The organism is Pannonibacter sp. I15F10I1 (genome assembly GCF_900185665.1).
Classification (GTDB): domain Bacteria; phylum Pseudomonadota; class Alphaproteobacteria; order Rhizobiales; family Stappiaceae; genus Pannonibacter; species Pannonibacter indicus.
The window spans coordinates 18,886-41,921 of sequence record NZ_FYAN01000015.1; the positions used below are offsets into that span (position 1 = coordinate 18,886).

The 23,036-nt window shown below is 63.0% G+C and carries 20 protein-coding genes and 1 pseudogene; 14 read left to right on the plus strand and 7 right to left on the minus strand.

Going from position 1 to position 23,036, the window contains the following annotated elements:
* Positions 1-199: 199 nt before the first annotated feature.
* The 8 genes from IF10I1_RS10765 (at position 200) to IF10I1_RS10800 (ending at position 7,786) form a co-directional block, all read left to right on the plus strand.
* Positions 200-646 carry a MarR family winged helix-turn-helix transcriptional regulator gene (locus tag IF10I1_RS10765; RefSeq protein WP_186392260.1) on the plus strand — a complete coding sequence of 149 codons (447 nt, stop codon included), beginning with the start codon at positions 200-202 and terminating at the stop codon, positions 644-646.
* A 496-nt stretch (positions 647-1,142) separates the two neighbouring features.
* Positions 1,143-1,874: a TetR/AcrR family transcriptional regulator gene (locus tag IF10I1_RS10770; RefSeq protein WP_122523319.1), complete on the plus strand. Its 732-nt coding sequence runs from the start codon at positions 1,143-1,145 to the stop codon at positions 1,872-1,874.
* A gap of 631 nt (positions 1,875-2,505) precedes the next feature.
* Positions 2,506-3,207 (plus strand): Asp/Glu racemase, encoded by a 702-nt coding sequence (locus IF10I1_RS10775; protein ID WP_115336663.1) that lies wholly within the window; start codon positions 2,506-2,508, stop codon positions 3,205-3,207.
* 10 nt (positions 3,208-3,217) lie between these two features.
* The gene (locus IF10I1_RS10780) at positions 3,218-4,000 is read left to right on the plus strand and encodes an alpha/beta fold hydrolase (RefSeq protein WP_305790722.1); all 783 of its coding nucleotides are present in this window, start codon (positions 3,218-3,220) and stop codon (positions 3,998-4,000) included.
* Positions 4,001-4,030: 30 nt separating this feature from the next.
* Positions 4,031-5,062 (plus strand): leucyl aminopeptidase, encoded by a 1,032-nt coding sequence (locus IF10I1_RS10785; RefSeq protein WP_122523321.1) that lies wholly within the window; start codon positions 4,031-4,033, stop codon positions 5,060-5,062.
* A 285-nt stretch (positions 5,063-5,347) separates the two neighbouring features.
* A complete protein-coding gene (locus IF10I1_RS10790; RefSeq protein ID WP_119396769.1) occupies positions 5,348-5,986 on the plus strand; it encodes an isochorismatase family protein in 639 nt (212 codons plus the stop codon).
* Positions 5,987-6,110: 124 nt separating this feature from the next.
* A complete protein-coding gene (locus IF10I1_RS10795) occupies positions 6,111-6,293 on the plus strand; it encodes a hypothetical protein (protein ID WP_050475468.1) in 183 nt (60 codons plus the stop codon).
* Positions 6,290-7,786: a sodium:solute symporter gene (locus IF10I1_RS10800; protein WP_186414963.1), complete on the plus strand. Its 1,497-nt coding sequence runs from the start codon at positions 6,290-6,292 to the stop codon at positions 7,784-7,786. The genes IF10I1_RS10795 and IF10I1_RS10800 overlap by 4 nt, the downstream gene beginning before the upstream one ends.
* 175 nt (positions 7,787-7,961) lie before the next feature.
* Here IF10I1_RS10800 and IF10I1_RS10805 read toward each other — a convergent pair.
* A pseudogene (locus IF10I1_RS10805) lies at positions 7,962-8,314 on the minus strand (Tn3 family transposase); the annotation flags it as partial.
* 354 nt (positions 8,315-8,668) lie between these two features.
* Between IF10I1_RS10805 and IF10I1_RS10815 the strand changes: the two are divergent.
* The 5 genes from IF10I1_RS10815 to IF10I1_RS10835 all read left to right on the plus strand — a co-directional run bounded on the left by IF10I1_RS10815 (position 8,669) and on the right by IF10I1_RS10835 (position 14,240).
* Positions 8,669-9,886 (plus strand): MFS transporter, encoded by a 1,218-nt coding sequence (locus IF10I1_RS10815; RefSeq protein ID WP_186414976.1) that lies wholly within the window; start codon positions 8,669-8,671, stop codon positions 9,884-9,886.
* A gap of 152 nt (positions 9,887-10,038) precedes the next feature.
* A complete protein-coding gene (gene repA / locus IF10I1_RS10820) occupies positions 10,039-11,298 on the plus strand; it encodes a plasmid partitioning protein RepA (RefSeq protein ID WP_119396771.1) in 1,260 nt (419 codons plus the stop codon).
* A complete protein-coding gene (gene repB / locus IF10I1_RS10825) occupies positions 11,295-12,365 on the plus strand; it encodes a plasmid partitioning protein RepB (RefSeq protein ID WP_208977153.1) in 1,071 nt (356 codons plus the stop codon). Before repA ends, repB begins: the two co-directional genes overlap by 4 nt.
* Before the next feature lie 340 nt (positions 12,366-12,705).
* Positions 12,706-14,016: a plasmid replication protein RepC gene (gene repC / locus IF10I1_RS10830; protein WP_208977633.1), complete on the plus strand. Its 1,311-nt coding sequence runs from the start codon at positions 12,706-12,708 to the stop codon at positions 14,014-14,016.
* Entirely contained in the window at positions 14,016-14,240 is a 225-nt protein-coding gene (locus IF10I1_RS10835; protein ID WP_186392269.1) for a hypothetical protein, read from the plus strand. Before repC ends, IF10I1_RS10835 begins: the two co-directional genes overlap by 1 nt.
* A 462-nt stretch (positions 14,241-14,702) precedes the next feature.
* Here the strand turns inward: IF10I1_RS10835 and IF10I1_RS10840 are convergent, their stop codons facing one another.
* The 3 genes from IF10I1_RS10840 to IF10I1_RS10850 all read right to left on the minus strand — a co-directional run bounded on the left by IF10I1_RS10840 (position 14,703) and on the right by IF10I1_RS10850 (position 19,448).
* Positions 14,703-16,943 carry a FepA family TonB-dependent siderophore receptor gene (locus IF10I1_RS10840; RefSeq protein ID WP_244284669.1) on the minus strand — a complete coding sequence of 747 codons (2,241 nt, stop codon included), beginning with the start codon at positions 16,941-16,943 and terminating at the stop codon, positions 14,703-14,705.
* Positions 16,944-17,196: 253 nt separating this feature from the next.
* Positions 17,197-18,387, minus strand: coding sequence for a formaldehyde dehydrogenase, glutathione-independent (gene fdhA, locus IF10I1_RS10845; RefSeq protein WP_186392270.1), 1,191 nt, complete (start codon positions 18,385-18,387; stop codon positions 17,197-17,199).
* A gap of 383 nt (positions 18,388-18,770) precedes the next feature.
* Positions 18,771-19,448 (minus strand): YafY family protein, encoded by a 678-nt coding sequence (locus tag IF10I1_RS10850; RefSeq protein ID WP_186392271.1) that lies wholly within the window; start codon positions 19,446-19,448, stop codon positions 18,771-18,773.
* A gap of 94 nt (positions 19,449-19,542) precedes the next feature.
* Here IF10I1_RS10850 and IF10I1_RS10855 point away from each other — a divergent pair, with 94 nt between their 5' ends.
* Positions 19,543-20,139 carry a hypothetical protein gene (locus IF10I1_RS10855; protein WP_186424482.1) on the plus strand — a complete coding sequence of 199 codons (597 nt, stop codon included), beginning with the start codon at positions 19,543-19,545 and terminating at the stop codon, positions 20,137-20,139.
* Between the two features lie 119 nt (positions 20,140-20,258).
* Here IF10I1_RS10855 and IF10I1_RS10860 read toward each other — a convergent pair whose 3' ends face one another.
* The 3 genes from IF10I1_RS10860 to IF10I1_RS10870 all read right to left on the minus strand — a co-directional run bounded on the left by IF10I1_RS10860 (position 20,259) and on the right by IF10I1_RS10870 (position 23,007).
* On the minus strand, positions 20,259-20,687 hold the full coding sequence (locus IF10I1_RS10860) for a VOC family protein (protein WP_050475478.1): 429 nt from the start codon (positions 20,685-20,687) through the stop codon (positions 20,259-20,261).
* A gap of 59 nt (positions 20,688-20,746) precedes the next feature.
* Positions 20,747-22,123 (minus strand): nucleotide sugar dehydrogenase, encoded by a 1,377-nt coding sequence (locus tag IF10I1_RS10865; RefSeq protein WP_208994270.1) that lies wholly within the window; start codon positions 22,121-22,123, stop codon positions 20,747-20,749.
* 449 nt (positions 22,124-22,572) lie between these two features.
* Complete coding sequence (locus IF10I1_RS10870; RefSeq protein WP_186424483.1) at positions 22,573-23,007, minus strand: hypothetical protein; 435 nt, start codon at positions 23,005-23,007, stop codon at positions 22,573-22,575.
* Positions 23,008-23,036 lie beyond the last annotated feature (29 nt).

Sequence of the window (23,036 nt, forward strand, 5' to 3'; positions counted from 1 at the left end):
TTTGTATGTATGCAAACGAATTTTTACGGGATGATACTTATTTTTGCGCAAATGCTGTGCAGGCGGCAGATTTGCCCAATGCCGCGCCGGGGCGCGGCCGGCATCCGGGCTGACACGCATGCGAAACTGCAACCTTTGCTGCGGAACTCGTGATAAGGCAGATTCAAACAAAAAGGACCGGCGGGGGGACTGCGGGCTGATGACAGCATCCGGAAATGACAGGGCCAGCGAGAAGGCCTATGTGCTGGACGAGCAGGCGGGATTCCTGCTGCGCCTTGCCTATCAGCGGCATATTTCGATTTTCACGGAGCGGATGACCGGCGGGCTGACGCCGACGCAGTTTTCCACCCTGTTCCGCCTGCGCGAGGTGCGCGGGCCGGTGTCGCAGAATGCGCTGGGGCGGCTGGCGGGCATGGATGCGGCGACGACGAAGGGGGTCGTCACGCGGCTGATCGCGCGCGGGCTGATCCGGCTGGAAAAGGACGGCGAGGACAAGCGCCGCCATCTTCTTTCCACCACGCAGGCGGGCCGCGATCTGCTGGACGAGATTGTGCCGCAAATGCGCGCCATCACCGAGGCAACGCTTGCGCCCCTTTCGCCGGAGGAGCAGGCAACCTTCCTTGCCTTGCTGAAGCGGCTGATTTAATTATTCATCCGAATAATATGAGCGTATGAGTCAGCAATCTTTTGCCCTCTGATTGGGGTGGTCTTTACACGGGGTGGCCAGTCAGGCAGCAGTTCGTCTCTCTCCTTGAGGAGGCAATGGTGGCTTTGGGCGCGCGGAGGAAGAATGCACCGGCATGATGGGCTGACGGGATGACGGCAGGACCTCTCCGCCCCCCTCCCCCTCGTGGGGAGGGGTAAGGGGTGGGGGGCTCTGAGGTTGCAAGGGATTGGAAAGCAGAACTTTTCCTGAAGAAGCTGGAGAAGGGAAGCAATGGATACTCTGCCAGCCGGAAAGGCTTCCCCCCACCCCTCACCCCTCCCCACGAGGGGGAGGGGGGCTGAAGCGCCACGGCGGAATGGCCAGGACGCAGGCCTCAGGGGCGCTGCGGCAAGAGGAGGGCGCTTTCCTTCTCTGGCCATCCAATGCAAACACGGCCCTCCGGTTGGGGTCAGACACGAGACATGAGGAAATCCGCGTGGCGGAAACCAGCAAGACACCTCCGGCAGATGCAAAGGCAAAGTCCAGTGCAGGAAAGCGGTCCAAGCCGCGCGGGCCGGGGCGTCCGGCGCGGGGCGAGCAGGCGGGTGCGGCACCGGATCTGAAGGACCAGATTCTTGATCATGCGGAGCTGGCCTTTGCCGAGGCGGGCTTCGAGGGCGCGAACCTGCGCGATATCGCGGCCCGCGCCGGGGTCAATCAGGGGCTGATCCGCTACTATTTCGGCTCCAAGGTGGATCTCTTCGACGAGTGTTTCCGCCGCCGGGGCGGGGTGCTGGCCGGGCACCGGCATGTCAATCTGGACCGGCTGCTGGAATTCACCGAAACGCCCACGGTGGAGGATGTGGTCTTCGCCTATCTGAAGCCCCAGTGGGACATGAAATATTCCGGGCCCAACGGTGCCGCTTTTGTCGCCATGCAGGCCCGGCTCCATGCCGAGCCGGAAGAGCACGCGCTGCGCCTACGCCGCGAGGTCTATGACGCTTCGGTCAAGCGCTACATCGCGGTTCTTTCCCGCATCCTGCCGCATGTGCCGAAGGATATCATCAGCGTGCGCATGGCCTTCCTCGTCGGCGCCTATCTCTTCATGCTCAACGACCTGGGCCGCATCGGCGACCTCACGGAAGGCCACCTCACCGCCTTCGGCAAGGACGAGATGCTCGACCATCTGGTCCGCTTCCTCTCGGCAGGCCTGCGCGCGCCGTTGTGATTGGGCGGGGGTTTTCCGCTCCTCCCGTTTTTTGAGCGGCAGTGTCTGCAACGGACTGTCAGTCAGGCTCCAGTTCCTCTCCCCCCTTGAGGGGGAGATGCCCCCGGCAGGGGGCAGAGGGGGGTATCTGACTATCCGCTTGTTACGAGAGTTCCTGCTGTGCTGCGCCGCCGCTACCCCCCTCTGTCAGCTTGCGCTGACATCTCCCCCTCAAGGGGGGAGAGGAGCGCTGCGGTAAAACGAAGGCACAACCCTCCTCTGTGCGCCCAATCTAAGCACTGCCCCTGGTGGGGGTAAGGGATTGAAGAAACCTGGTATTTTCATTTCAGCGTGAGGCGGGGGAGACGAGAGCCCATCAAGCTGCGCTCCTGCGTGAAGACCCCCACCCCTACCCCCTCCCCTCAAGGGGGAGGGGAATGGAGAGGCTGTGCCGCTGTGACCAAATTGCGTGTGCCGCTCTGGCTTTTTTCACCGCTGCTGAATGATGGTGCAGCGCGATATGGCGGCACGGTGAAAAAATGGGCTTGTTATTATTCAAATGAATAATTAACGTGGCTTCCAGTGAATGGAGGGAGCCACAGGCATGAAGACCTACCGTATCGGGCAGATCGTCCCGAGCTCGAACGTGACGATGGAAACGGAAATCCCGGCGCTGCTGCGCATGCGCGAGCAGATTGCGCCGGAGCGGTTTACCTTCCACTCCTCCCGCATGCGCATGAAGCACGTGACCAAGGAAGAGCTGGCGGCGATGGATGCGGACAGCGACCGTTGCGCGCTGGAGCTTTCCGACGCCCGCGTTGACGTGATGGGTTACGCCTGCCTCGTGGCGATCATGGCCATGGGCCTTGGCTATCACTGCCAGAGCCAGACCCGCCTGCATGGCGTGACGGTCGAGAACGGCAATGCCGCGCCGGTGGTCACCTCTGCCGGGGCGCTGGTCGAGGGGCTGCGGGCCATTGGCGCGAAGAAAATTGCGCTGGTTGCGCCCTACATGAAGCCGCTGACGGAGCTGGTCGTTGCCTATATCCGCAATGAGGGCATCGAGGTGAGCGACTGGCGGGCGCTGGAAATCCCGGACAATCTGGCCGTTGCCGCCCATGACCCGATGAACCTGCCGGGCATCGTCAAGGGCATGAAGACCGATGACGTGGACGCGGTGGTTCTGTCCGCCTGCGTGCAGATGCCCTCGCTGCCGGCCGTGCCCATGGCGGAAGCCATCACTGGCAAGCCGGTGCTGACGGCGGCGATTGCCACCACATGGCAGATGCTGAAAGCGCTGGATCTCGACACCCGCGTTCCCGGCGGCGGCACGCTGCTGTCCGGCGCATATTGAGGGGGCGATGATGGCACGCGGCTACAACGTTCACGCCAATGGCATCCGCCAGCATCTGGTGCATCACGCCGGCAACGGGCCTTCGCTCTTGCTCATTCCGGGCATCACCTCGCCGGCGGTGACCTGGGGCTTTGTCGCCGAGCGCCTGACCGGGGCTTTCGATGTGCATGTGCTGGACGTGCGCGGCCGCGGCCTGAGTGAAGCAGGGGCGCTCGACTATTCGCTCGATGCCATGGCGGAAGATGCGATTGCGGTGGCGGAAGCCGCCGGCCTCGGCAAGCCGGTGGTGCTGGGCCATTCCATGGGCGCCCGCACCGCCATCCGCGCCGCCCGCAAGGCGCCGGAGGCCTTTTCCGGCCTCGTGCTGGTGGACCCGCCGGTCTCCGGCCCCGGACGGCGGGCCTATCCTTCGGCCTGGAACTGGTATGAGGAGTCCATCCTCATGGCGCAGAAGGGCTGTTCGGGCGAAGACATGCGCCGCTTCTGCCCCACCTGGACGGACGAGCAGAACGCGATCCGCGCCGAGTGGCTGCACACCTGCCAGCTCGACGCAATCCGCACCGCCTATGACGGCTTCCACACGGACGACATCCACGCCGACCTGCCGCATCTGCGCCTTCCCATGCGCCTTGTGGTGGCGGGCGGAGCTGCGGTGATCGGCAAGGAGGACATCGCGGAGATCTGCCAGCTTTCGCCGGGCATCGAGGTGATGATCGTCGAAAAGGCCGGGCACATGATCCCCTGGGACGATCTGGAGGGCTTCCTCTCCGCCGTCGTGGATTTCCGGGCCTAAGCCCCAAGAGATAAGAAGAGGACACAGCACATGGACCACGCCAGCTTTACCGAGATCTGCCTGCATCAGCTGAAGATGTCGGGCGTGCATGAGGGCGAGAAGCTCATCGTCCTGACGCAGGGCAGCGACCGGCTCGACTATGCCGATGCCTTCATGGCCGCAGGCCAGCGTCTTGGCGCGCTGATGTATCACATGCGCCTGCCCGCGCCGCTGCCCATGAGCGGCTGGAACGTCGGCGTCACCGGCCTGGCCGCCATGCCCGATGCGGTGGAAGCGCTGAAGGCCTGCGACATGCTGATCGACTGCGTGTTCCTGCTGTTCTCGCCCGAGCAGATGGCCATTCAGGCCGCCGGCACGCGCATTCTCACCGCCGTGGAGCCGCCGGAGCTGCTGGCGCGCATGCTGCCGACGAAGGAAATCCGCGAGAAGGTGGAAATCGCCGGGGAAATGCTGGCCAAGGCGAAGGTCATGCGCATCACCTCGCGCCATGGCACGGATGTGACCTACAAGCTGAACACCTATCCCACGGTGACGGAATATGCCTGCACCGACGAGCCGGGCCGCTGGGACCACTGGCCCTCGGGCTTTGTCTTCACGGGCGGGGATGATGACGGCGTGGACGGACAGATCGTGGTGGCGCCGGGCGATATCCTGCTGCCGCAGAACATCTATGTGCGCGAGCCCATCATCTACACCATCGAAAAGGGCTTCGTGCGCGACATTCGCGGCGGCCTCGATGCGGAGCTGGTGAAGTCCTACATGGACGCCTTCAATGATCCGCGCGGCATGGGCATGAGCCATGTGGGCTGGGGCATGAACCCCCATGCCAGGTGGCACAACATGGTGCCGGGCGCCTTCCCCGGCGGCATGGGCATGGAGCCGCGCAGCTTCTACGGCAACGTCATGTTCTCCACCGGCCCGAACAACGAACTGGGCGGACCAAACGACACCGCCTGCCACCTCGACATCCCGATGCGCGGCTGCTCGCTGTTTCTCGACGATGAACCGGTGGTGATCGATGGCGACATCGTCGTGAAGGACATCCAGATGGCGCGGGGCTGATTGGCCTCCACCCCCTCCCCACGAGGGGGCAGTGTTTACAACGGGCGGCCAGGCTGGCTCCAACTCCTCTCCCCCCCTTGAGGGGGAGATGCCCCCGGAAGGGGGCAGAGGGGGGTAACGGACTGTCCAGTCATACGAGAGGTAATGCCGTATTGCGGCGCTGCTACCCCCCTCTGTCTGCTGGCGCAGACATCTCCCCCTCAAGGGGGGAGAGGGGGCTGCGGCAAGAGGAGAGGCCGCAGTCTTTGAGCTGCGGGAAGCGTCCAGCCGAAGGGGGGCAAGGACATGACACAGCAGGAAGAAACATATCAGGCGGCCGGGTTTGGCCAGCCGGTGCCGCGCGGCACGAGGCCTGCCGTTCTGGTGGTTGATTTCACCTACGGCTTCACCGACACCGCCTATCCGACGGCGGCGGACATGAGCGCGCAGATGGCCGCCACACGGCGGCTGACGGATATCGCCCGCGCCAAGGGCTTTCCGGTCATCTACACCACGATTGCCTATCACCCCGGCGAGATTGCCCTGCTGCCCTGGCTGCGCAAGGCGGCCGGCATGGCTGCCCTTCTGGAAGGCAGCCGGCTGGTGGAGATTGACGCGGCAACGGGCATTCAGCCGCAGGACCCGGTGATCACCAAGAAGGGCGCTTCCGCCTTTCATGGCACGGCACTTGCTGGCCTGCTGACGGGTGCGGGCGTGGACACGCTGGTCGTCACCGGTGCCACCACATCGGGCTGCGTGCGTGCTTCCGTAGTGGATGCGGTGCAGAGCGGCTTCAACGTGCTGGTTCCGGCCGATTGCTGCGCCGACCGCGCGGCGGCCCCGCATGACGCCAACCTTTATGACATGGGCCAGAAATATGCCGACGTGACCGATGCGGCGGACATTGAAAGCTGGCTCACAGGTCTTGCCCCTTCCGGGCGCTGAGCCTGTCACCTGATGTGCTCCGGCGGACGGCCGGGGAACTTGCGGGCGCCGTGCAACGCCCGTTCAAACCGCCGGGTACAAGGCGGAGAAAACAACCCACCAATCTCTAGAGGGAAGTCACCACATGTCGAAAGCTGCTCTATACTTGATAGGCGTGGTCGTCCTCGCCTGCTACGCCATACCCTATACGCTGCTCACCAATGTGGCGGAGTGGTATGGCTCGTTCCTGTTCTGGTGCGTGGCGGGTGTTGCCGTCATCGTCCTCAACATTCTGGCGACGTCCAGCTTCGAGGAGGACGAGGCATGAGTGTGACCCTTGTCGTCTGGGGACTGGTGATCTACGTCCTCGCCTCCTTCGTGGTGGCCTATATCTCGCGCTCGGGCGAGTCCGCCAGCATGTCCGAATATTTCATCGGCGGGCGCTCCATGGGCGGCGTGCTGTCGGCGCTGAGCTACTCGGCCACCACCTATTCGGCCTTCATGATGATCGGCCTTGCCGGTCTCACCTTCAAGGGCGGCGTTGGCGCCCTCGGCTTCGAGATCATTTATTTCGCCGGCGTGTCGCTCGTCGCCATCTTCGGCCCGCGCTTCTGGGCGGTGGGCAAGAAATACGGCTTCGTCACGCCCTATGAGATGCTGGGCACGCGTTACGGCAGCCGCTGGGTGGCCGTGGCGGCCGGTCTCGTCAGCCTCGTGTTCCTCATCCCCTATTCGGCGGTGCAGCTGTCGGGCGTGGGCTACCTCCTGTCGGGCATGACCGGCGGCGGCATTCCCTTCCTGTGGGGCGTGGTCATTTCCATGGTGCTGGCCATCATCTTCTCCTATGTGGCCGGCATCCGCTCGGTGATGTGGACGGACAGCCTGCAGGCGCTGATGATGATCGTCGCCTCGGTGCTGGTCTGCGGTCTGGTGCTGATCGAGCTGGGCGGCTTCTCCGGCCTCTTCGGTGCCATTCAGGCCACCAAGCCGGAGCTGCTGCAGGTGCCCGGACCCGGCCTCTTCAGCTTCACCACCTTCCTGGGGTTGACCATTCCGTGGTTCTTCTTCGCCATCTCCAACCCGCAGGTGAGCCAGCGCCTCTATATGCCGGCCTCCCTCAAGGCGCTGCGCCGCATGCTGGTGATCTTCCTGTGCTTCGGCTTCGTCTATACGGTCGTGTCGGTGCTCTGGGGCTTCTCCGCCTTCGTCGCCTTCCCGGAGCTGGAGAAGGGTGACCTTGCCACCTCCACCCTGCTGGCCTCGGATCTGGTGCCGCCGGTTCTGGGCGTCATGGTCATGGTCGGCATTCTGGCGGCTGCCGTCTCCACCATCGACTCGATCCTGCTCACCCTGTCGTCGGTCTTTGCCCGCGATGTGTGGAGCAACGTGACGGGCGGCGTCAGCGACGCGCGCCAGCTCTTCATCGGCAAGCTGATCATCCCGTTCATCTCCATCGTCTCGCTGGTCTTTGCCGCGATGGAATTCTCGATGATCGCCATCCTGTCGGTGGCAGCTTCCGTCGGCCTGCTGGTCACGGTTCCGGCCATCATCGGCGCCTTCTTCTGGCGGCGCGGCACGGCGGCCGGTGCGCTGGTCTCCATCCTCGGCGGCGTTGCCTTCGTGGTGTGGATGTACCTGACGGGCAACAAGCTCTTCGGCCTCAATGCCGGGGTGCTGGCCCTGCCGGTCTCGACGCTCCTGTTCATCGCCGTCAGCCTCGTCACCAAGCCCAACATGAAGGCTGCCGACGAATTCGTGGAGGCTTCCGTCTCCTACAAGAAGGGCAAGCTGCCGCAGGGCATGCCCGCCCCGGCGGAATAAGCACGCAAGACCCACGCTAAAAGACAGGCGGCCCCGGCATCCGGGGCCGCCTTTTGCCTTTGTGAGGGCATCGCGTTGGTTTCCCACTGAACAACGGTTGGCGTGAACAGGGGTAGTACACTGAGGCTGCCCGTGCTCCGTCAGAGATGACAAGTGTTTTTCGCGATCTGCTTCTGGCGGCCTGCTCCCAGAGGAAATCGCCGGAGAATGCTATATGCTCCCATCTGACCGGTGAGGTATGCGCCATCATCGCGTCCTCCACGATCTTACCGGTCGAACTTAGATGCGCGCGCGCGTCGGCCAATAGGTCGAATTCCAGTACACGATCGCGGCGATGAAGAGGTTGAGGCCGGACGCACGGTATTGCTGGTCCTCATGGCTGCGATCGATGATACGGCCCTGCCTGAACGTGCAGATAGCCTGCGTAAGGGCGTGACGCTGTTCACTCTTATTCAGGCCGGCCTGGCAACGCTGGCGCAGTGTAGGATTCTCCAGCCAATCCAGCATGAACAGGGTTCGGTTCAACCTGATTTTTCTGGAGACGTTTTGAGAACCGCTTCAGCCGCCAGTCCAATTCCCGGCCCCGCTGCTCCAGCCAATCGTCAGCAGATGCGGGCAGCCCTAAATCTTTGACGACCGGCGCTGCCATTTGCGGAGGCAGGAGATAGCTGTCGAAGCGGCGATATGACGAGGAGCGCTCTACCCAGACGTTGCCCGACCGAAGCCGCCAAGCTGCTTGGCCTTGGTCGCTCAACTGTCTACCGGGAATTACGACGTCTCGGCATTCAGAGAACTGCCTGATACATGCGTTTGCATTCAGCTCAGACATCCCGAACGCACTTGATTAATGTTCAAAAATCCAACCATCTTTCGCAGGTCACGATGGAACAGCAAAATTCATACCGAGCCCTCACCAGAATTCCCGGTCTGAGCCCTCTCATTGTCGCCGCTACCCTCTCGCGTCTGGCCAGACGCATGTTCATCCTCACGTTGGTGCTGTTCGTGCTGGCGCGGTTCTCGTCACCGGCACTGGCCGGCTGGCTGACTTTCGCGGCAATCGTGCCGGGCCTGATGGTTAGTCCAATCGCGGGCGTTCTGCTTGATCGCGTCGGTCCGACGATAGCTGTCAGAATCGACATGATTGCCAGCGCCATATTCATTGCCGCAATCGGTGTCGTGAGCTGGCTCAACTGGACGACGCCACCGGTCCTGTTCTTTCTGGTGATATTGTTTTCCCTCGCCGGTCCGTTGGGCGCAGCTGGCACCCGCACCCTGTTGCCTCGGTTGGTTCCGTCTCACGCACTTGATCGAGCAAATGCGCTCGATACGGCGATCTATGCCGTCGTTGATGTCGTCGGGCCAGCGATGGCCGGCATCATTGTTGCGTGGCTTGGTCCTGAAAGTGCGATGTCCGTGATCGCCCTCTTCTATGCAGGTGCGGCAATATGCATGTCCCTCGTACCGCTTCTTTCAGGTCTGGCGTCAAGGCAGGTGTCGTTCATGCGGCAGACTTTGGAAGGTATCCAGATCGTCGCTCGGCAACCGACACTGCGCGGCCTTGCCATCTCTTATTCGATGTATCAGATCACCTGGGGCGTTCTGTATGTCGTCGTTCCGGTTTTTGTCGCCAACCATTACGACGTTTCCATTGGAAGTTCGGTGACAGGCTTCCTATGGGCTGCGATGGGCGCTGCGGGCGGGATTGGTGCGCTATTCGCCGGGCACCTGCGAACGACCGGTCGCGAGCGTCACATTATGGCGATCGGAATGGTAATTACGGCCTTGGCGGCATGGCCCGTGGCAGCTGAGTTTGGGTTTGGCGGGCTGGCGATCGGCCTTATGCTTGCTGGCGTCATGTCCGGTCCGATCGATGTTGCTCTTCTGACGCTTCGCCAGCGTCGAACCGACCCACAACAACTCGGCCGCGTCATGTCGATTTCGATGAGCCTGAATCTGGCCGGCTTCCCTCTGGGCTCAGCCTTGGCCGGCATGGTGATTACGTCATCGCTGTCCACGACATTCATTCTGGCGGGCATCGCCTCTGTCGTTGCGGCTATCGCGACGATATCGATCCCCTCCGACACCAAGGCCGTTGCCTGATCAAGCGTTGTTCAGCGGTAAACCGACGCGATGCCCTCTTTGTGTAGTCCGTCACCGCCCGGCGGGATTGGGCTTAAGCTTCCGTTAACCTAATATTTCTTGCAGAATCGGCGGGGCTGAGGCATTTCTGACGGTATTGAGGTCGCGCTCGAATGCGAAACCGTCAGGAGATCGAGATGCTCGCAGGCGAGATGGATAGCGCCAAGGACACAACCGCCAAGATCGGGGACTTCACCCAGCGCCTGTCGGACAAGCTCCAGTCCATGCGCGAGATGACCTATCCCCCCGAGGCACGCAAGTCCTATGGCCGCACGTTTTCGACGCTGGATCTGGTGCGCCTGCTCGGCATTCCGGAAAGCACCTTGCGCGCCCTGACGCTGGACGGCAAGGGGCCGCAGCCGCTGCGCGCCGACAACAACCGGCGCATCTACACCATCGAGCAGGTGTGGGAGCTGCGCAAGTATCTGGCCGAACAGCGGCCGGACGATGCCTTGCGGCTGTTGCCGCACCGGCGGGCCGGTGAGCATCTGCAGGTCATCGCCTGCGCCAATTTCAAGGGCGGCTCGTCCAAGACCACCACCTCCGTGCACCTGGCCCATTATCTGGCGCTGCAGGGCTACCGGGTGCTGTGCATCGATCTGGACCCGCAGGCCTCGCTGACCACCACCTTCGGCATCCAGCCGGACCGGGACCTGCGCTCCGGCGAGGACGAGGACGAGCGCACCGACACGGCCTATGACGCGCTGCGCTATGACAACAACCGGGTGCCGCTGAAGGACGTGATCCGCAAGACCTATTTCCCCGGCATCGATCTGGTGCCGGGCAATCTGCGCCTGATGGACTTCGAATATGACACGCCGAACGCGCTGGTGAACCGCACCACGGACGAGCTCGGCCTGTTCTTCCAGCGCCTCGATGCGGCCATCCGCACGGTGGAGGAGGACTATGATCTGGTCATCCTCGATACGCCGCCCTCGCTCGGCTATACGACGCTCGCCTCGCTCTATGCGGCAACGGGGCTGATCATCACCGTGCATCCGGCCATGCTGGACATCTCCTCCTGCGCCCAGTTCCTGAAGATGATTGCCGATGTGACGGCGACCCTTTCGGAAGGGGGCGCGCGGTTCGAGCATGATTTCGTCAAGTTCCTGATGACGCGGGTGAACCCGAACGACGCCCCGCAGAAGATCATGGCCGGCACCATGCGCAGCCTGTTCGGCAAGGATGTGCTGGTGGCCGAAGCCGTGGAATCCACCGCCGTGGCTTCGGCCGGCGTTGCCAAGAAGTCGCTCTATGAGGTCGAGCCCGGCGAAGTCGGGCGCGAGCCGCTGAAGCGCGCACTGGAAAGCGCCGATCAGGTGAACGGCGAAATTCTGGACCTGGTCAAGTCCGTATGGAGGCGGCAGGGATGAAGAAATCCATCGTCAAGATGATGGCGGAAGCGGCCAAGGCGGCTGAAGCCCAGAAAACGGCGGAGGCGTCCGCGCCTGCCGCGCAGCCTGCATCTGCACCCCAATCCGCGTCCCAGTCTTCTCCCCCGGCCGCGCCCGCAGCGGAGGGTACGCGGATGGTGGCACCTGTCGTCAGCTCCATGGGCCGCGCCCTGTCGCAGCTGAAGGAAGACAGCATCGTTGCGCTGGACCCGGGCAAGATCGACCCTTCGCCCTTCCGCGACCGCTTTGCCGCCGATGAGGAGGCCGCCGAGGCGCTGGAGGAGCTGAAGCTGTCGATCTCCTCCGAAGGGCAGAAGATCCCGGTTCTGGTGCGCCCGCACCCGGCGGCGGAGGGGCGCTATCAGCTGGCCTATGGCCACCGCCGCCTTGCGGCCGTGCTGGCGCTGATGCAGGAGAGCGGCCGTCCGGAGGCGGTGAAGATCCGCGCCTATGTGCGCCCGCTGTCCGACATGGACCTGATCCGCGAGCAGTCGCTGGAAAACGGCGTCCGCGAGAACCTGACCTGGATCGAGCAGGCCTTTTGGGCGCAGCAGCTGAAGGAAGCGGGCTTCAAGCAGCGCGACATGCAGCCGGTGCTGGGCGTGACGGAATCGACCGTTTCCACCCTGCTGAAGGTGGCGGCCAGCGTGCCGGAGGACATTGTTCTGGCGATCGGCCGGGCGCGCAATGTCGGCCGGCCGGCCTGGACCGCCTTTGCCAAACTGTTCGACGATGCCAAAGCTGCCCCGCGCATCCGCGCCATTCTGGAGGCCAAGGCCTTCCTGGCGGGCGATGCGCCTGCGCGCATGGCCCTTGCGGCGAAGGCCGCGCGCGGCAAGGGCGCAGAGAGGGCGACCGGCCAGACGGGCGAACAGGAAATCCGCTCCGGCAAGCGCCTTCTGGGCAAGCTGAAGACGGGATCATCCGGCGTGACGCTGACCATCCCGAAGCAGGAAGCGGCCTTTGGCGCCTGGCTGGGCGGGCAGCTGGAGCAGCTTTACGCGGAGTTTGAAAAGGACGCCGGCGGCAGCAGCGATAAAATCTGAGGGCAAATCTATCCCTCACCCGGCAAGGTGGGGGTAAGATCACGCCAGCAGGACCGCAGCACCGGACTATGACAGCGACCCGAAACACGGAAAGGAGCAGGAATGACGCAACAGGCCAAATGAAAAGGGACCATCTGGCGGCAACCAGATGATCCCCGATTTCACGGTCGAATGGGACTTCGCCCACACGAAACCTTGCACCCTTTTCTTGTAGGCGAAAAGCGAATCACGTTCAAGACCCGGTCTTGAGCGCACAAGCACTTTTGTGCCCGTTTCCCCCGTTCTGACCTCCATCTTGTTCACCGTCCGGGCGTGACGCTCGCGGCGGATGGAGGATTTCATGTCCACCACTTCGATCGCCACCTTCCGCAAGGTGACGCCAGGCATTCTTGCGTCCGCCGTTCTGTCGCAGCAGGAAGGCCGTCCGGTTGTCACGAAGCAGGATCTATCCCTCGTTCTCAAGCGAGTCGCTCCCGCTCTGGGCATTGATGGCACGTCCTATCACGTGCTCGACATTCTGCTGGGCCTTGTGCAGGCGGAGGATTTCAAGGCCGGCCGGCGGCCCGTGGTTGCCATCTCCAACCAGCGCCTGTCCGAATACACGAGCCGCCATCCGCGCACGGTGATCCGCTGCCTGAAGCGGCTGGTGGAAGCCGGGATCCTTGCCTACCGCGACAGCCCCACGGGCCGGCGCTATGTGCAGAAGGACAATGCTTCCGGCCATATCGAGGCCTATGGGCTCGATTTCACCCCGGCCTGCGTCAATCTGGAGAGCTTCCGCGCCGCAGCCGATGCGTTTCAGGCGCAGATCAAGGCCGATCAGGCCGCCCGCCGGGAACTGACCCGTCTTGCCCGTGCCATTGCCGATCTGGATGATGCCTGCGAGGGCCTGGAAGGCTTCAGGGCCTGCGCCCAGACCATCCTTGAGGAACGGCACACGCTGCTGGGCTTCAGGCTGGAGCGGATGCGCGCCCTTTATCAGGACGCTCTGGACTCAGCCGCTTCTGATCATGCAGCTTTTTCTGAAAATATGTCATCCACGGGTGACATTCCCGTCACCTCCTTATCTATTACAAACCGTCCCGACTCTTCAAAAAGTAACATCAATCGGACTCGCCCTAACGGGCGAGACATAAACACGAAGACTGACAACGGCTCCGCCGTTGAAATGGCTCTTGAAAAAGAGCATTGCGGCGATCCTGCCCGTGAGCAACCGAAACTGCGGCAAGCGGCAAGGGCTCGGGGGGCGGGCCGGGAAACCCAGCGGGACAGGCAGCAGGGCAGGGCGCAAGGGGCCTCCCATCATGGTTTGCTCGATGATGTGTCGGCGGGTCTCGTTGAAAGCGCCTGCTCCGAGCTTCAGGCGGTTATCCGTCACAGGCTCACCTCCTGGCCTGCGATCTGCGAGGCGGCAGAGGAGATTAGGGTGCTGATCGGTGTCAGCCCCTCGGCCTATGCGCAAGCGGTGGAGCAGCAGGGCCGCTATGTGGCGGCGGCCTGCCTTGCGGTGGTGGCAGAAAAGGCGCTGCGCGATCCGGAACAGATTTCCCGTCCCGGCGGCTATTTCCGTGCCATGATCGAGCGCGCTGGCGAAGGCCGCCTGCATCTCGCCCGCTCGCTGTTCGGACTTGCGGCGGAGAGGCGGTCGTGATGCGCGGTCGTCAGGTGCCGAAGATGGTGATGTCTGAGAGATTGGAGAACGGTATGTTCGTTCGTACACAAGCCGATACAGGTGCCGTCTCTGCCGAGCACGAGCTTAAGATCATCGATGGCATCAAGCAGAGTATCGGCGATGCAGCCTCTGGCCGAGTCGTCCCGCATGAGCAGGCCATGGCTGAGCTCTATGCGGTGATCGGCGAAGCAGAAGAAAAGTGAAGCGGCCCCGCATGTGGGCGTGTGCAGCGCTGAATTGAACCCGTCCGGACTGGCCAGCCTCGTGCGGGAATTGATCTGTGAAGGCACGAAGATGCAAAAACGGCAGGCCCGTGGTCAGGCCTGCCTTGCGGTCGTGATGCGGGGAAAGGGTTTGCCTGGGGCACTGCCCTTCCCACCGCACCGTCCCGGCCTCCGAGCCGGGACCTGTAAGGATGGCACCGCCTTTTCCAACCGTAAGGATGCCTGCACGGTCTTTGCCCTGGAGGCACCGCTGCACTGCGTCCTTAACAGGACCCGGCTCGGAGGCCGGGGCGGCGCGGTGTGTGGCGGACGGCAGGAAACCGGACTGAACAGGGTGTGGCCCTTGCATCGCAAGGCCTCGTGGACTGCGAGGCATATGCAAAAACGGCAGGCCTGTGGTCAGGCCTGCCGTCTGATCGTGCCGGTTGTTTGCGCTCAGCCTCAGAATGTGGCGGAGAGCGACAGGTAGAAGGTGCGGCCAGCTTCGTTGAAGGTGTTGGCACCGGCACCGTTGCTGTTGCCTTCGCGAAACTGGCGCTTGTCGAAGATGTTGTTCACGCCGGCGTTCATGCGGAAGTGGTCGTTGAGATCATATTTCATGCCGGCATTGACCAGCGTGTAGGCGCCGCGCGCTTCCGGGTTGGTCACTGCGCCGCCGGTGGTGGCGGTCAGCGTCGGGGACTCCGTCTTGCCATAGTGGGTGGCGGAGAGGATCAGCGTCAGCTTTTCCGTCGCGGCCCAGTCCAGCGAGGTGTTGATTGTGTATTCCGGGATGAGCGAGAGGGGCTGGTTGTTCCGCTTGTCCTTGGACTCGATCATGTAGGTGGCGTTGGTGCTCCAGGTCAGGCCCTCCATCACCGGCACGGCGAGGTTGCCTTCAAGCCCCTGCACCACGGCTTCGGGCACATTGTACCACTGGAAATACTGTGCCGTGCCCGAGCGGCCTTCCGGCACGATGCCGGAGGCGATGCGGTCCTTGTAGTCATTGTGGAAATAGGTGATGCCGGCATTCCAGCCGTTGTCATCATTGTAGTTGATGCCGATTTCCTTGTTGATGGCGATTTCCGGGTTCAGGTCCGGATTGCCGACCACAAAGCAGCCGTTGCCAAGGTTGGGGAAGTCGATGGGGCAGCCGTTGCCACGGGTGAAATACACGTAGTTCGGGTTCAGCTGATAGAGGTTCGGCGCCTTGAAGGCGCGGGCGATACCGGCCTTCAGGGAGATGTTCTGCGTCACCATGTAGGTGGTGTTGAGGCTGGGGCTCCAGTTGCCGCCGAAGGAGCTGTGATGATCAAAGCGGATGCCGGGCGTTAGGGTCCAGTCTTCCGTGATCTCGATGTTGTCTTCCAGCATCAGGCCGAACATCTGCGCGCTGACATTCGGGTCACGCAGCGCCGGATCGGACACCGTGCCGGGAACTCTTGCGCCGTTCAGCCCCTGCAGGATCGACACAGGATCGTCCATCCACTCGCCGCGGAATTCGGCACCGGCCGTCAGCATCTGCTCGAAGCCAAGGTTCAGCGGAATGTTCCATTCGCTCTTGGCCGTCACATTGTCGAGGGTGATCGTGCCCCAGGTGGAATTGGCCTGGATCGAGCCTTCCGGCCCGCCTGCCAGCCCCTCCGACAGGCGCCGGTTGAGTGTGCGCTCCCACTGGACATAGCTGCTGGACTTGCCGAAGTCATAGTCGCCGAAATGGGTCAGCGACAGGCTGCGGCGGGTCATCGAATTGGTCTCGGTGCCGAACAGGCTGTCGCGGACCGCAGGCGTGATGGTGCCAAGCTGGCTGTCTCCGGCAAAGAGATTGCCCTGCCGGCTGTAGGAGCCTTCCAGATCGAAGCGGTGATCGTCACGCGGGGTGAAGGACAACAAGCCCCGCACGTCCTTGTTGATCACCCCTTCACGCCCTGCGGCCACGCTGCCGCCGGGGATCGTGGCACTCGCATTGATGTCCGCATCATCCGGCTCGGTGCGGGCATAGCCGGCATTGAGGCGGAAGGAGAGCCAGTCGAGGATCGGGCCGCCCACGGTCACATTGGTGCGTGCCGTGCTGCCCTCTTCGGAATGCTGCGGCAGGGCGAAATAGGTGGTGACGGAGCCGCTCATCTTTTCCGGCCGCTTGGTGATGATGTTCACCACGCCGCCAGCCGCGCCCGATCCATAGCGCGCAGCTGCGGGCCCGCGGATCACTTCGATGCGCTCGATCATCTCGGCCGGCACCCAGTTGGTGTCGCCGCGCGTGTCGCGCTCGCCCGCACGGCCCATGCGCACGGAATTGCGCGACAGAACCGGCTTGCCATCAATCAGGATCAGCGTGTTTTCCGGGCCCATGCCGCGCAGCTCGATCTGGCGCTGGTTGCCGCGCTGGCCGGAGGAGGTGGTGCCGGTCAGGTTTGCGCCCGGCATCTTGCGCAGGATTTCCGAAACGTCATTGGCAACCGGCGTGCGCTGCAGATCGCTGGCGCTGATCACGGAAACGCCCGGCGCCTGCTTCAGCTGCTCTTCGGCCGAGAGGACGATCTTGTCGAGAGAGGTGGTGTCTGCGGCTTCCTGCGCCAGCGCGGAAGGTGCCTGCATCAGCACCAGAGCCAGCGCACTTGCCCGCAGCAGGTGGAACTTCAGCCCTTCTGCCCCGGCTGCCGGTGCCGTCCGCCCGAAGGCGCCCTTTTTGATCATACGCATGCTTCACCCCAATATATGAACTTTGACGTCATATTTTCGATGGGGCGGTCCGGGTCAATCCCGCAGAATTAGAAGCCTTCCAAATTGCTCTGATGGCAAATCAGAACGGGATGCAAGGTCACAGGCCTGCCGGGCGCGCGGGCGGCAGAAAGGCGCAAAAGCTTGCGGCGCAGCGGAGCTGATTTCTCCGGTGCGCCGCTGTTGTGGCCTGGGCCATCATGGATGGCCAGGCGGGGTTTTCCTCAGGCTTCGTTCAGGCGGCCTTCAGCAGGTCGCCATGCGGGTCCAGCACGAACTTGGTTGCCGCACCCTGATCGAAGATCTCATAGCCCTGGACGGCATCATCCAGCGGAATGATCTTGGCATTCACGATGTCGGCAATCGGCAGCCGGTCATGGAGAATGGCCTGCATCAGCTGGCGGTTATACTTCAGCACAGGCGTCTGGCCGGTGTGGAACGACTGCGCCTTCGCCCAGCCGAGCCCGAAGCGCAGCGACAGGCTGCCCTGCTTTGCCGCCTCGTCCACCGCGCCCGGATCTTCCGTCACATAAAGCCCCGGAATGCCGATGGAACCGGCGGCACGGGTGATCTCCATCATCTGGTTGAGCACGATGGCGGGCTGCTCGCCGCCCGCGTGGCCCCTGGCCTCGAAGCCGACGGCATCAATGGCGCTGTCCACCTCGCTGGTGCCGACCACCTGGGCGATCATGTCGCCCAGCCGGTCGCTGGCGGACAGGTCGATCGGCTCAAAGCCCATCCTGGCGGCATGGGCCAGACGGTCCTTGTTGAAGTCACCGATCATCACCACGGCAGCACCGAGGATGCGGGCGGAGGCGGCGGCGGCAAGGCCGACCGGACCGGCACCGGCCACATAGACCGTCGAGCCGACGCCGACGCCTGCACGGACCGCGCCATGGAAGCCGGTCGGCAGAATGTCGGACAGCATGGTCAGATCGCGGATCTTCGCCATGGCCTGGTCGCGGTCCGGGAACTTCAGCAGGTTGAAATCCGCATAAGGCACAGTGACATAGCGCGCCTGTCCGCCGATCCAGCCGCCCATGTCGACATAGCCATAGGCACCGCCCGCGCGCGAGGGGTTGACGGTCAGGCAGACGCCCGTGTCCTGCGACTTGCAGCAGCGGCAGCGCCCGCAGGCGACATTGAACGGCACCGACACGATGTCGCCAACGTCAAGCATCTCCACGTCGATGCCCTTTTCGATGACCTGGCCGGTGATTTCGTGGCCCAGCACCAGCCCCGGCATGGCCGTGGTCCGGCCGCGGACCATGTGCTGGTCGGAGCCGCAGATGTTGGTGGAAATGACCTTGAGGATGACACCGTGCTCGATCCGGCGCCCGTCCGGCGCTTCCAGTTTCGGATCGTCAATATCACGAACCTCCACCTTGCCCGGCCGCATGTAGACCACACCTCTGTTCTTGCTCATTGTGTCTCCTCCTCCTTGTGATGCGGGGCCGCCCGCTCCTCTGCCTGCTGTCAGGCCTTTGCGCCCTGTGTGACAGTCCAGCGGCCATTCCCTGCCTGCCGGCGCGGCCGGAAGGTCATGAACGGGCTCTGGACGGCATAGCAGCTGAAGGTCTCCTCCCGGGATGTCCGCAACTGACGGCTTTCATGCACACCGCTTGCCGGGCGGCGCTGTTCTCGTGACATGCGGGATCTCCCGTCCGCATGAGAGACGCAGACCTGAAGCAGAGCACCCGCGCGGGGAGTGTGATATCGAAAACGCGACACCAAGATGGCGTACAGCGACGGGTTGTGGAATGGCAGCCCCAAAAGCGGGGGCGAGAGGGCAGGGGGGCGAAAAGGCGCTCACAGTTTTGCGAGATAGTCCTTGAACCGCCGCCCGTTCTGCGGGCGGAAGCTGTTGCCCGTCTCCCTGATCCCGCAGATCCGGTCCAGCCGGAAATTCCGGAAGTCTTGCCGCATCTCGCACCACGCGGTCAGGAGCCACACGTCATCGAAGAGTGTCAGCCCAAGAGGATGAACCTGCCGCTGGCTGCTGCGCCCCTCAAGGTCGCGATAGGCAAGCTCCAGGATCCGCCGCTCACGAATGGTCCGCCGCAGAATGCTGCTCCACTTCGCTACACCACTGTCACCGGGCCGCTCGCGGGTGATGGCCAGAAGTGGAAGGGCCTGGAACCTCTCGCCCCCTTCGTCTCCCATGGCATTTGCAATCTTGCCCGAAACCCGCTGGGCAGCATCGCGCAGATCTCCGGAGTCCCGCGCCATCACGAGACGCAGGCCGAGCATGATTGCTTCCATCTCGTCGGGGTCGAACTGCAGCGGCGGCAGGAAGTAGCCCCTCTCCAGCTGATAGCCGAGGCCGGACTCGCCCCTGACAGGCGCTCCCATCGCCTGAAGACTGGCCATGTCGCGGTAAATCGTGCGCAGTGAAACGCCGAGTTTCTGGGCCAGCGCCTCTGCCGGGACAGGATGGCGTGCGCTGCGCAGCTGATCGAGGAGAGCGAAAAGCCGGAGAGTTTTCATGCTGCACCTTGTACCATACCCCTGACAGAAAGTGTCAGGGGGCATTGCTAGACAGAGGCTTCTTCAACCTGCACGGCGCAAGGAGCTAGAACCCATGACCAGACAATGCATCGAAGTCGTCACCTACAAGACAGGAGACCCGGCCGAGGCCAGCCGGCAGCGTGAGGCCGCACGCCAGCGCGTTGCACAGTTCTCCGGCTTTGGCGGATGGCTGCCGCTCACCGGTGGCAAAGATCAGACCGGCCGGGTGGATGTTGTTCTCTGGACCAGCCCCGAGGCTGCGGAGGCCGCAGCTGAGGCCGTGGGCACATCGGAGGACTTTGCCGGCTTCAGGGCGACGATTACGGAGCTTGGCGCCATGGGCCACTATGTGGCGCCTGCCAATGGGCTTGTCTTGATGCAACCGGGGTCCGGCGTCGAGATCGGGCGGTTCCGGTTGCGTCAAGGCGTTGCGGAAGAAGAAATGCGCGCGGCTTATGACAAGATGATCGCAGATCATTTGTCCCGTCAGCCCGGCTGGCTCGGACAAAGGCTGATCCGCCTGCAGGATGGCAGCTTCATCGATGCCGCTTTCGCCACCACGCAGGCCAGGGCGCAAGACATCTGCAACGCCTGGGCCGGGAACGCCGATTGTGACGCCTTCCTGAGCATGGTTGAGCCGGTCAGCATGGAGTTCGGGGCGATTGCCTAACCCTTGATCGCGGGGCCATTGCGCGAGCCATGCCTTGCAGAGCGCAGGGTGTGGCTCGCCGGACCGGTGACCGGCGGCCGGCGGCCGCGAAATCTGCCCGCCGCCGGCAGTGTCATTTTCTAGAAGCCGATCACAACCGAAGGGGCGCTGCGTTTTGCTTCGCCGTGATAAACGGCTTCAATATTGTTACCGTCGGGATCGAGCACAAAGGCGGCATAATAGCCAGGGTGGTAGGCTCTTTCTCCCGGAGCGCCGTTGTCGCGCCCGCCATTGGCCAGGGCAGCCTTGTAAAATGCGTCCACCATCATGCGGTCTCCGGCCTGAAACGCAAGATGATGCCGCCCCGTCAGAACCCCAAGGGCGGCCGGGCTGTCTGCGGCGCTGACGACCAGCTCATCAGCCCAGAAATATCCCTCGTCCGTGGTGACAATCGGGATCTCCAGAACGGCAAGCACGGCTTCGTAGAAGCTCTGGCTGGCTTTCAAGTCACGCACGACGAGCTGAATGTGGTCAATCAGCCGGCCGCGATGCAGTTGATTTGCTTCCATGGTCGTTCTCCCTACTCCATGCAGTCTGCGTCAGCACCGGAGAAACGGCCTCCGGGGCCTCACGCCTTGACGATCCTGTCCCGGTGCTCCGTCACGGCCTTCGTGGCGTTGCGGGTGTCGATGACAAGCTTGCTGGCGCTGACGAGGGCCTGATAGTCGATGCAGTCATGGTCGGTGGCGATGATCACCGCGTCGAACTGCCCAAGGGTTTCCGCGCTCAGGTCCAGCGATTTCATGCCCATCAGCGGCTTGTGCTTGCGGGTGCTGGGCAGGGCGGGGACGTAAGGGTCGTGATACTCGACGGTTGCCTTGCGCAGCTTCAGCCGCTCGATCAGCACCAGCGCCGGGCTCTCGCGCATGTCATCGACGTTCTTCTTGTAGGCCGCCCCGATGATCAGCACGCGCGAGCCGTTGAGGCCCCTGGCAAAGCGTTCGTCGAGGGCTTCGGCCGTGCGGGTGATCACGTAATCGGGCATGGCGGTGTTGATCTCGCCCGCCAGCTCCACGAACTTGGTGGTGATGGCAAATTCCCGTGCCTTCCAGGTCAGGTAGAAGGGGTCGATCGGGATGCAGTGGCCGCCAAGGCCGGGGCCGGGATAAAAGGGCATGTAGCCGAAGGGCTTGGTCTTGGCCGCCTCGATCACCTCCCAGATGTCGATGCCCATGCGGTCGTAGATCACCTTCAGCTCGTTGACGAGGGCGATGTTGACCGAGCGGAAAATATTCTCGCTCAGCTTCACTGCCTCCGCCGTTGCCGCCGAACTCACCGGCACGACGGACTGGACGATGGCCTGATAGAGTGCAATCGCAATCGCCCGGCTGTCCGGGTCATCGGCGCCGACAACCTTGGGGATGGTCGAGGTCTCATAGTTCGGGTTGCCCGGATCTTCCCGCTCCGGCGAGAAGGCGAGGAAGAAATCGCGGCCAGCCTCAAGCCCCGATCGCTCCAGGATGGGCTTCAGCACCTCATGCGTGGTGCCGGGATAGGTGGTGGATTCCAGGATCACCGTCTGCCCGGCCTTGAGATGCGGCAGCAGATGCTCCGCCGTGCTGACGATGTAGGACATGTCCGGCTCCCGGTGCCGGGTCAGGGGCGTCGGCACGCAGATCAGGATGGCATCGGCACGGGCCAGATCCGCAATATCCGAGGTGGCATGAAAGCGCCCGCTCTGCGCAATCGCCGCCACGTCCGCATCGGAAAAATGCCGGATATAGGACTTTCCCGCCATCAGCGAGGTGATCTTGGGCGGATCGATGTCAAAGCCGGTGACCTCGAACCCCGCCCGCCAGAAGGCCCGCACCAGCGGCAGGCCCACATAGCCAAGCCCGATGATGGCCACGTTGAACCGCCGCTCCCCCAGGGCTGCGAGCTTTTCCCGGGCGAGCGGGCTCACGGAAGGCGTCGTGTCATGCTGCGGCTGGACGGGCGTGGTCATCGGTCTGTCTTTTCCTGCAAGCGCCGGGGCACAGGCCTGCCGTCCGCACGGGAACCGGAGGCCGGATCTGATGACACCCTGATCCACTGCCCCGCCTGTCTTGTCAATGAACTGCGTCTCATGCCAGCCCCGGTTATCACGACGCTGCGAGGCTGGTGCGGCATCACCGCCGTGGCATGACATGGGCACGCGCCGTTTTCTTTCTGGATCCGCAAGAAATATCAAGCGGATGCGCTTACGGCCATGCTAGCTGTCAGTGACGGAAGGCATGTAACTGGTGTGTGTTTCCGCAGATGTCCAGTGCAGCAGGGGTGCCTGAATGTGCTGGTCATGTTTTCAGTAAGTTATTTTTCTGCATGTCATTAATGACTGACCGCAGGCAGGTGTAGCTCTGTCCTGCCTGCGGTCTCTTTTATACCTGTGACTGCGGTTTTTATGTCTGACTGCCTTCAATCAAGGTCAAACTCAAGCAGCGTGCCATCGGAGCTGAATTCGGCTTCGAACTTGCGGCCTTCTGCCGTGCGGCCTTCCATTTCGATCTTGCTGCCGAACTCCAGCTTGCGCAGCGTTGCGCCGTGGGGGAAAGACGGGTTTGCCTTGACCGCATCGGGCAGCAGCGCACTCACGGAGGCAATCGGGAAGCCGCCGTTCTTGCTTTCGATTTCTTCCAGCTCGCCGTTTGATCTGAATTCGGCTTCGATCCAGGTGCCATCGGCAAGGCGGCCCCGGAGTTCGCGGCCATGCTGCATCTGTTTGTCTTTGACCGACACATCCGTCAGGCCCATCATCCCGATGAGCTGGCTGTCGCTCACCTGCGCTGTGGCCGGGGTGCAAAGCAGGGGCAGGGCGGCGGTGATGGACAGTATGGCGGCACGAAGCTGCATGGCAAATGGCTCCTTTGAAGCGCTGCAGC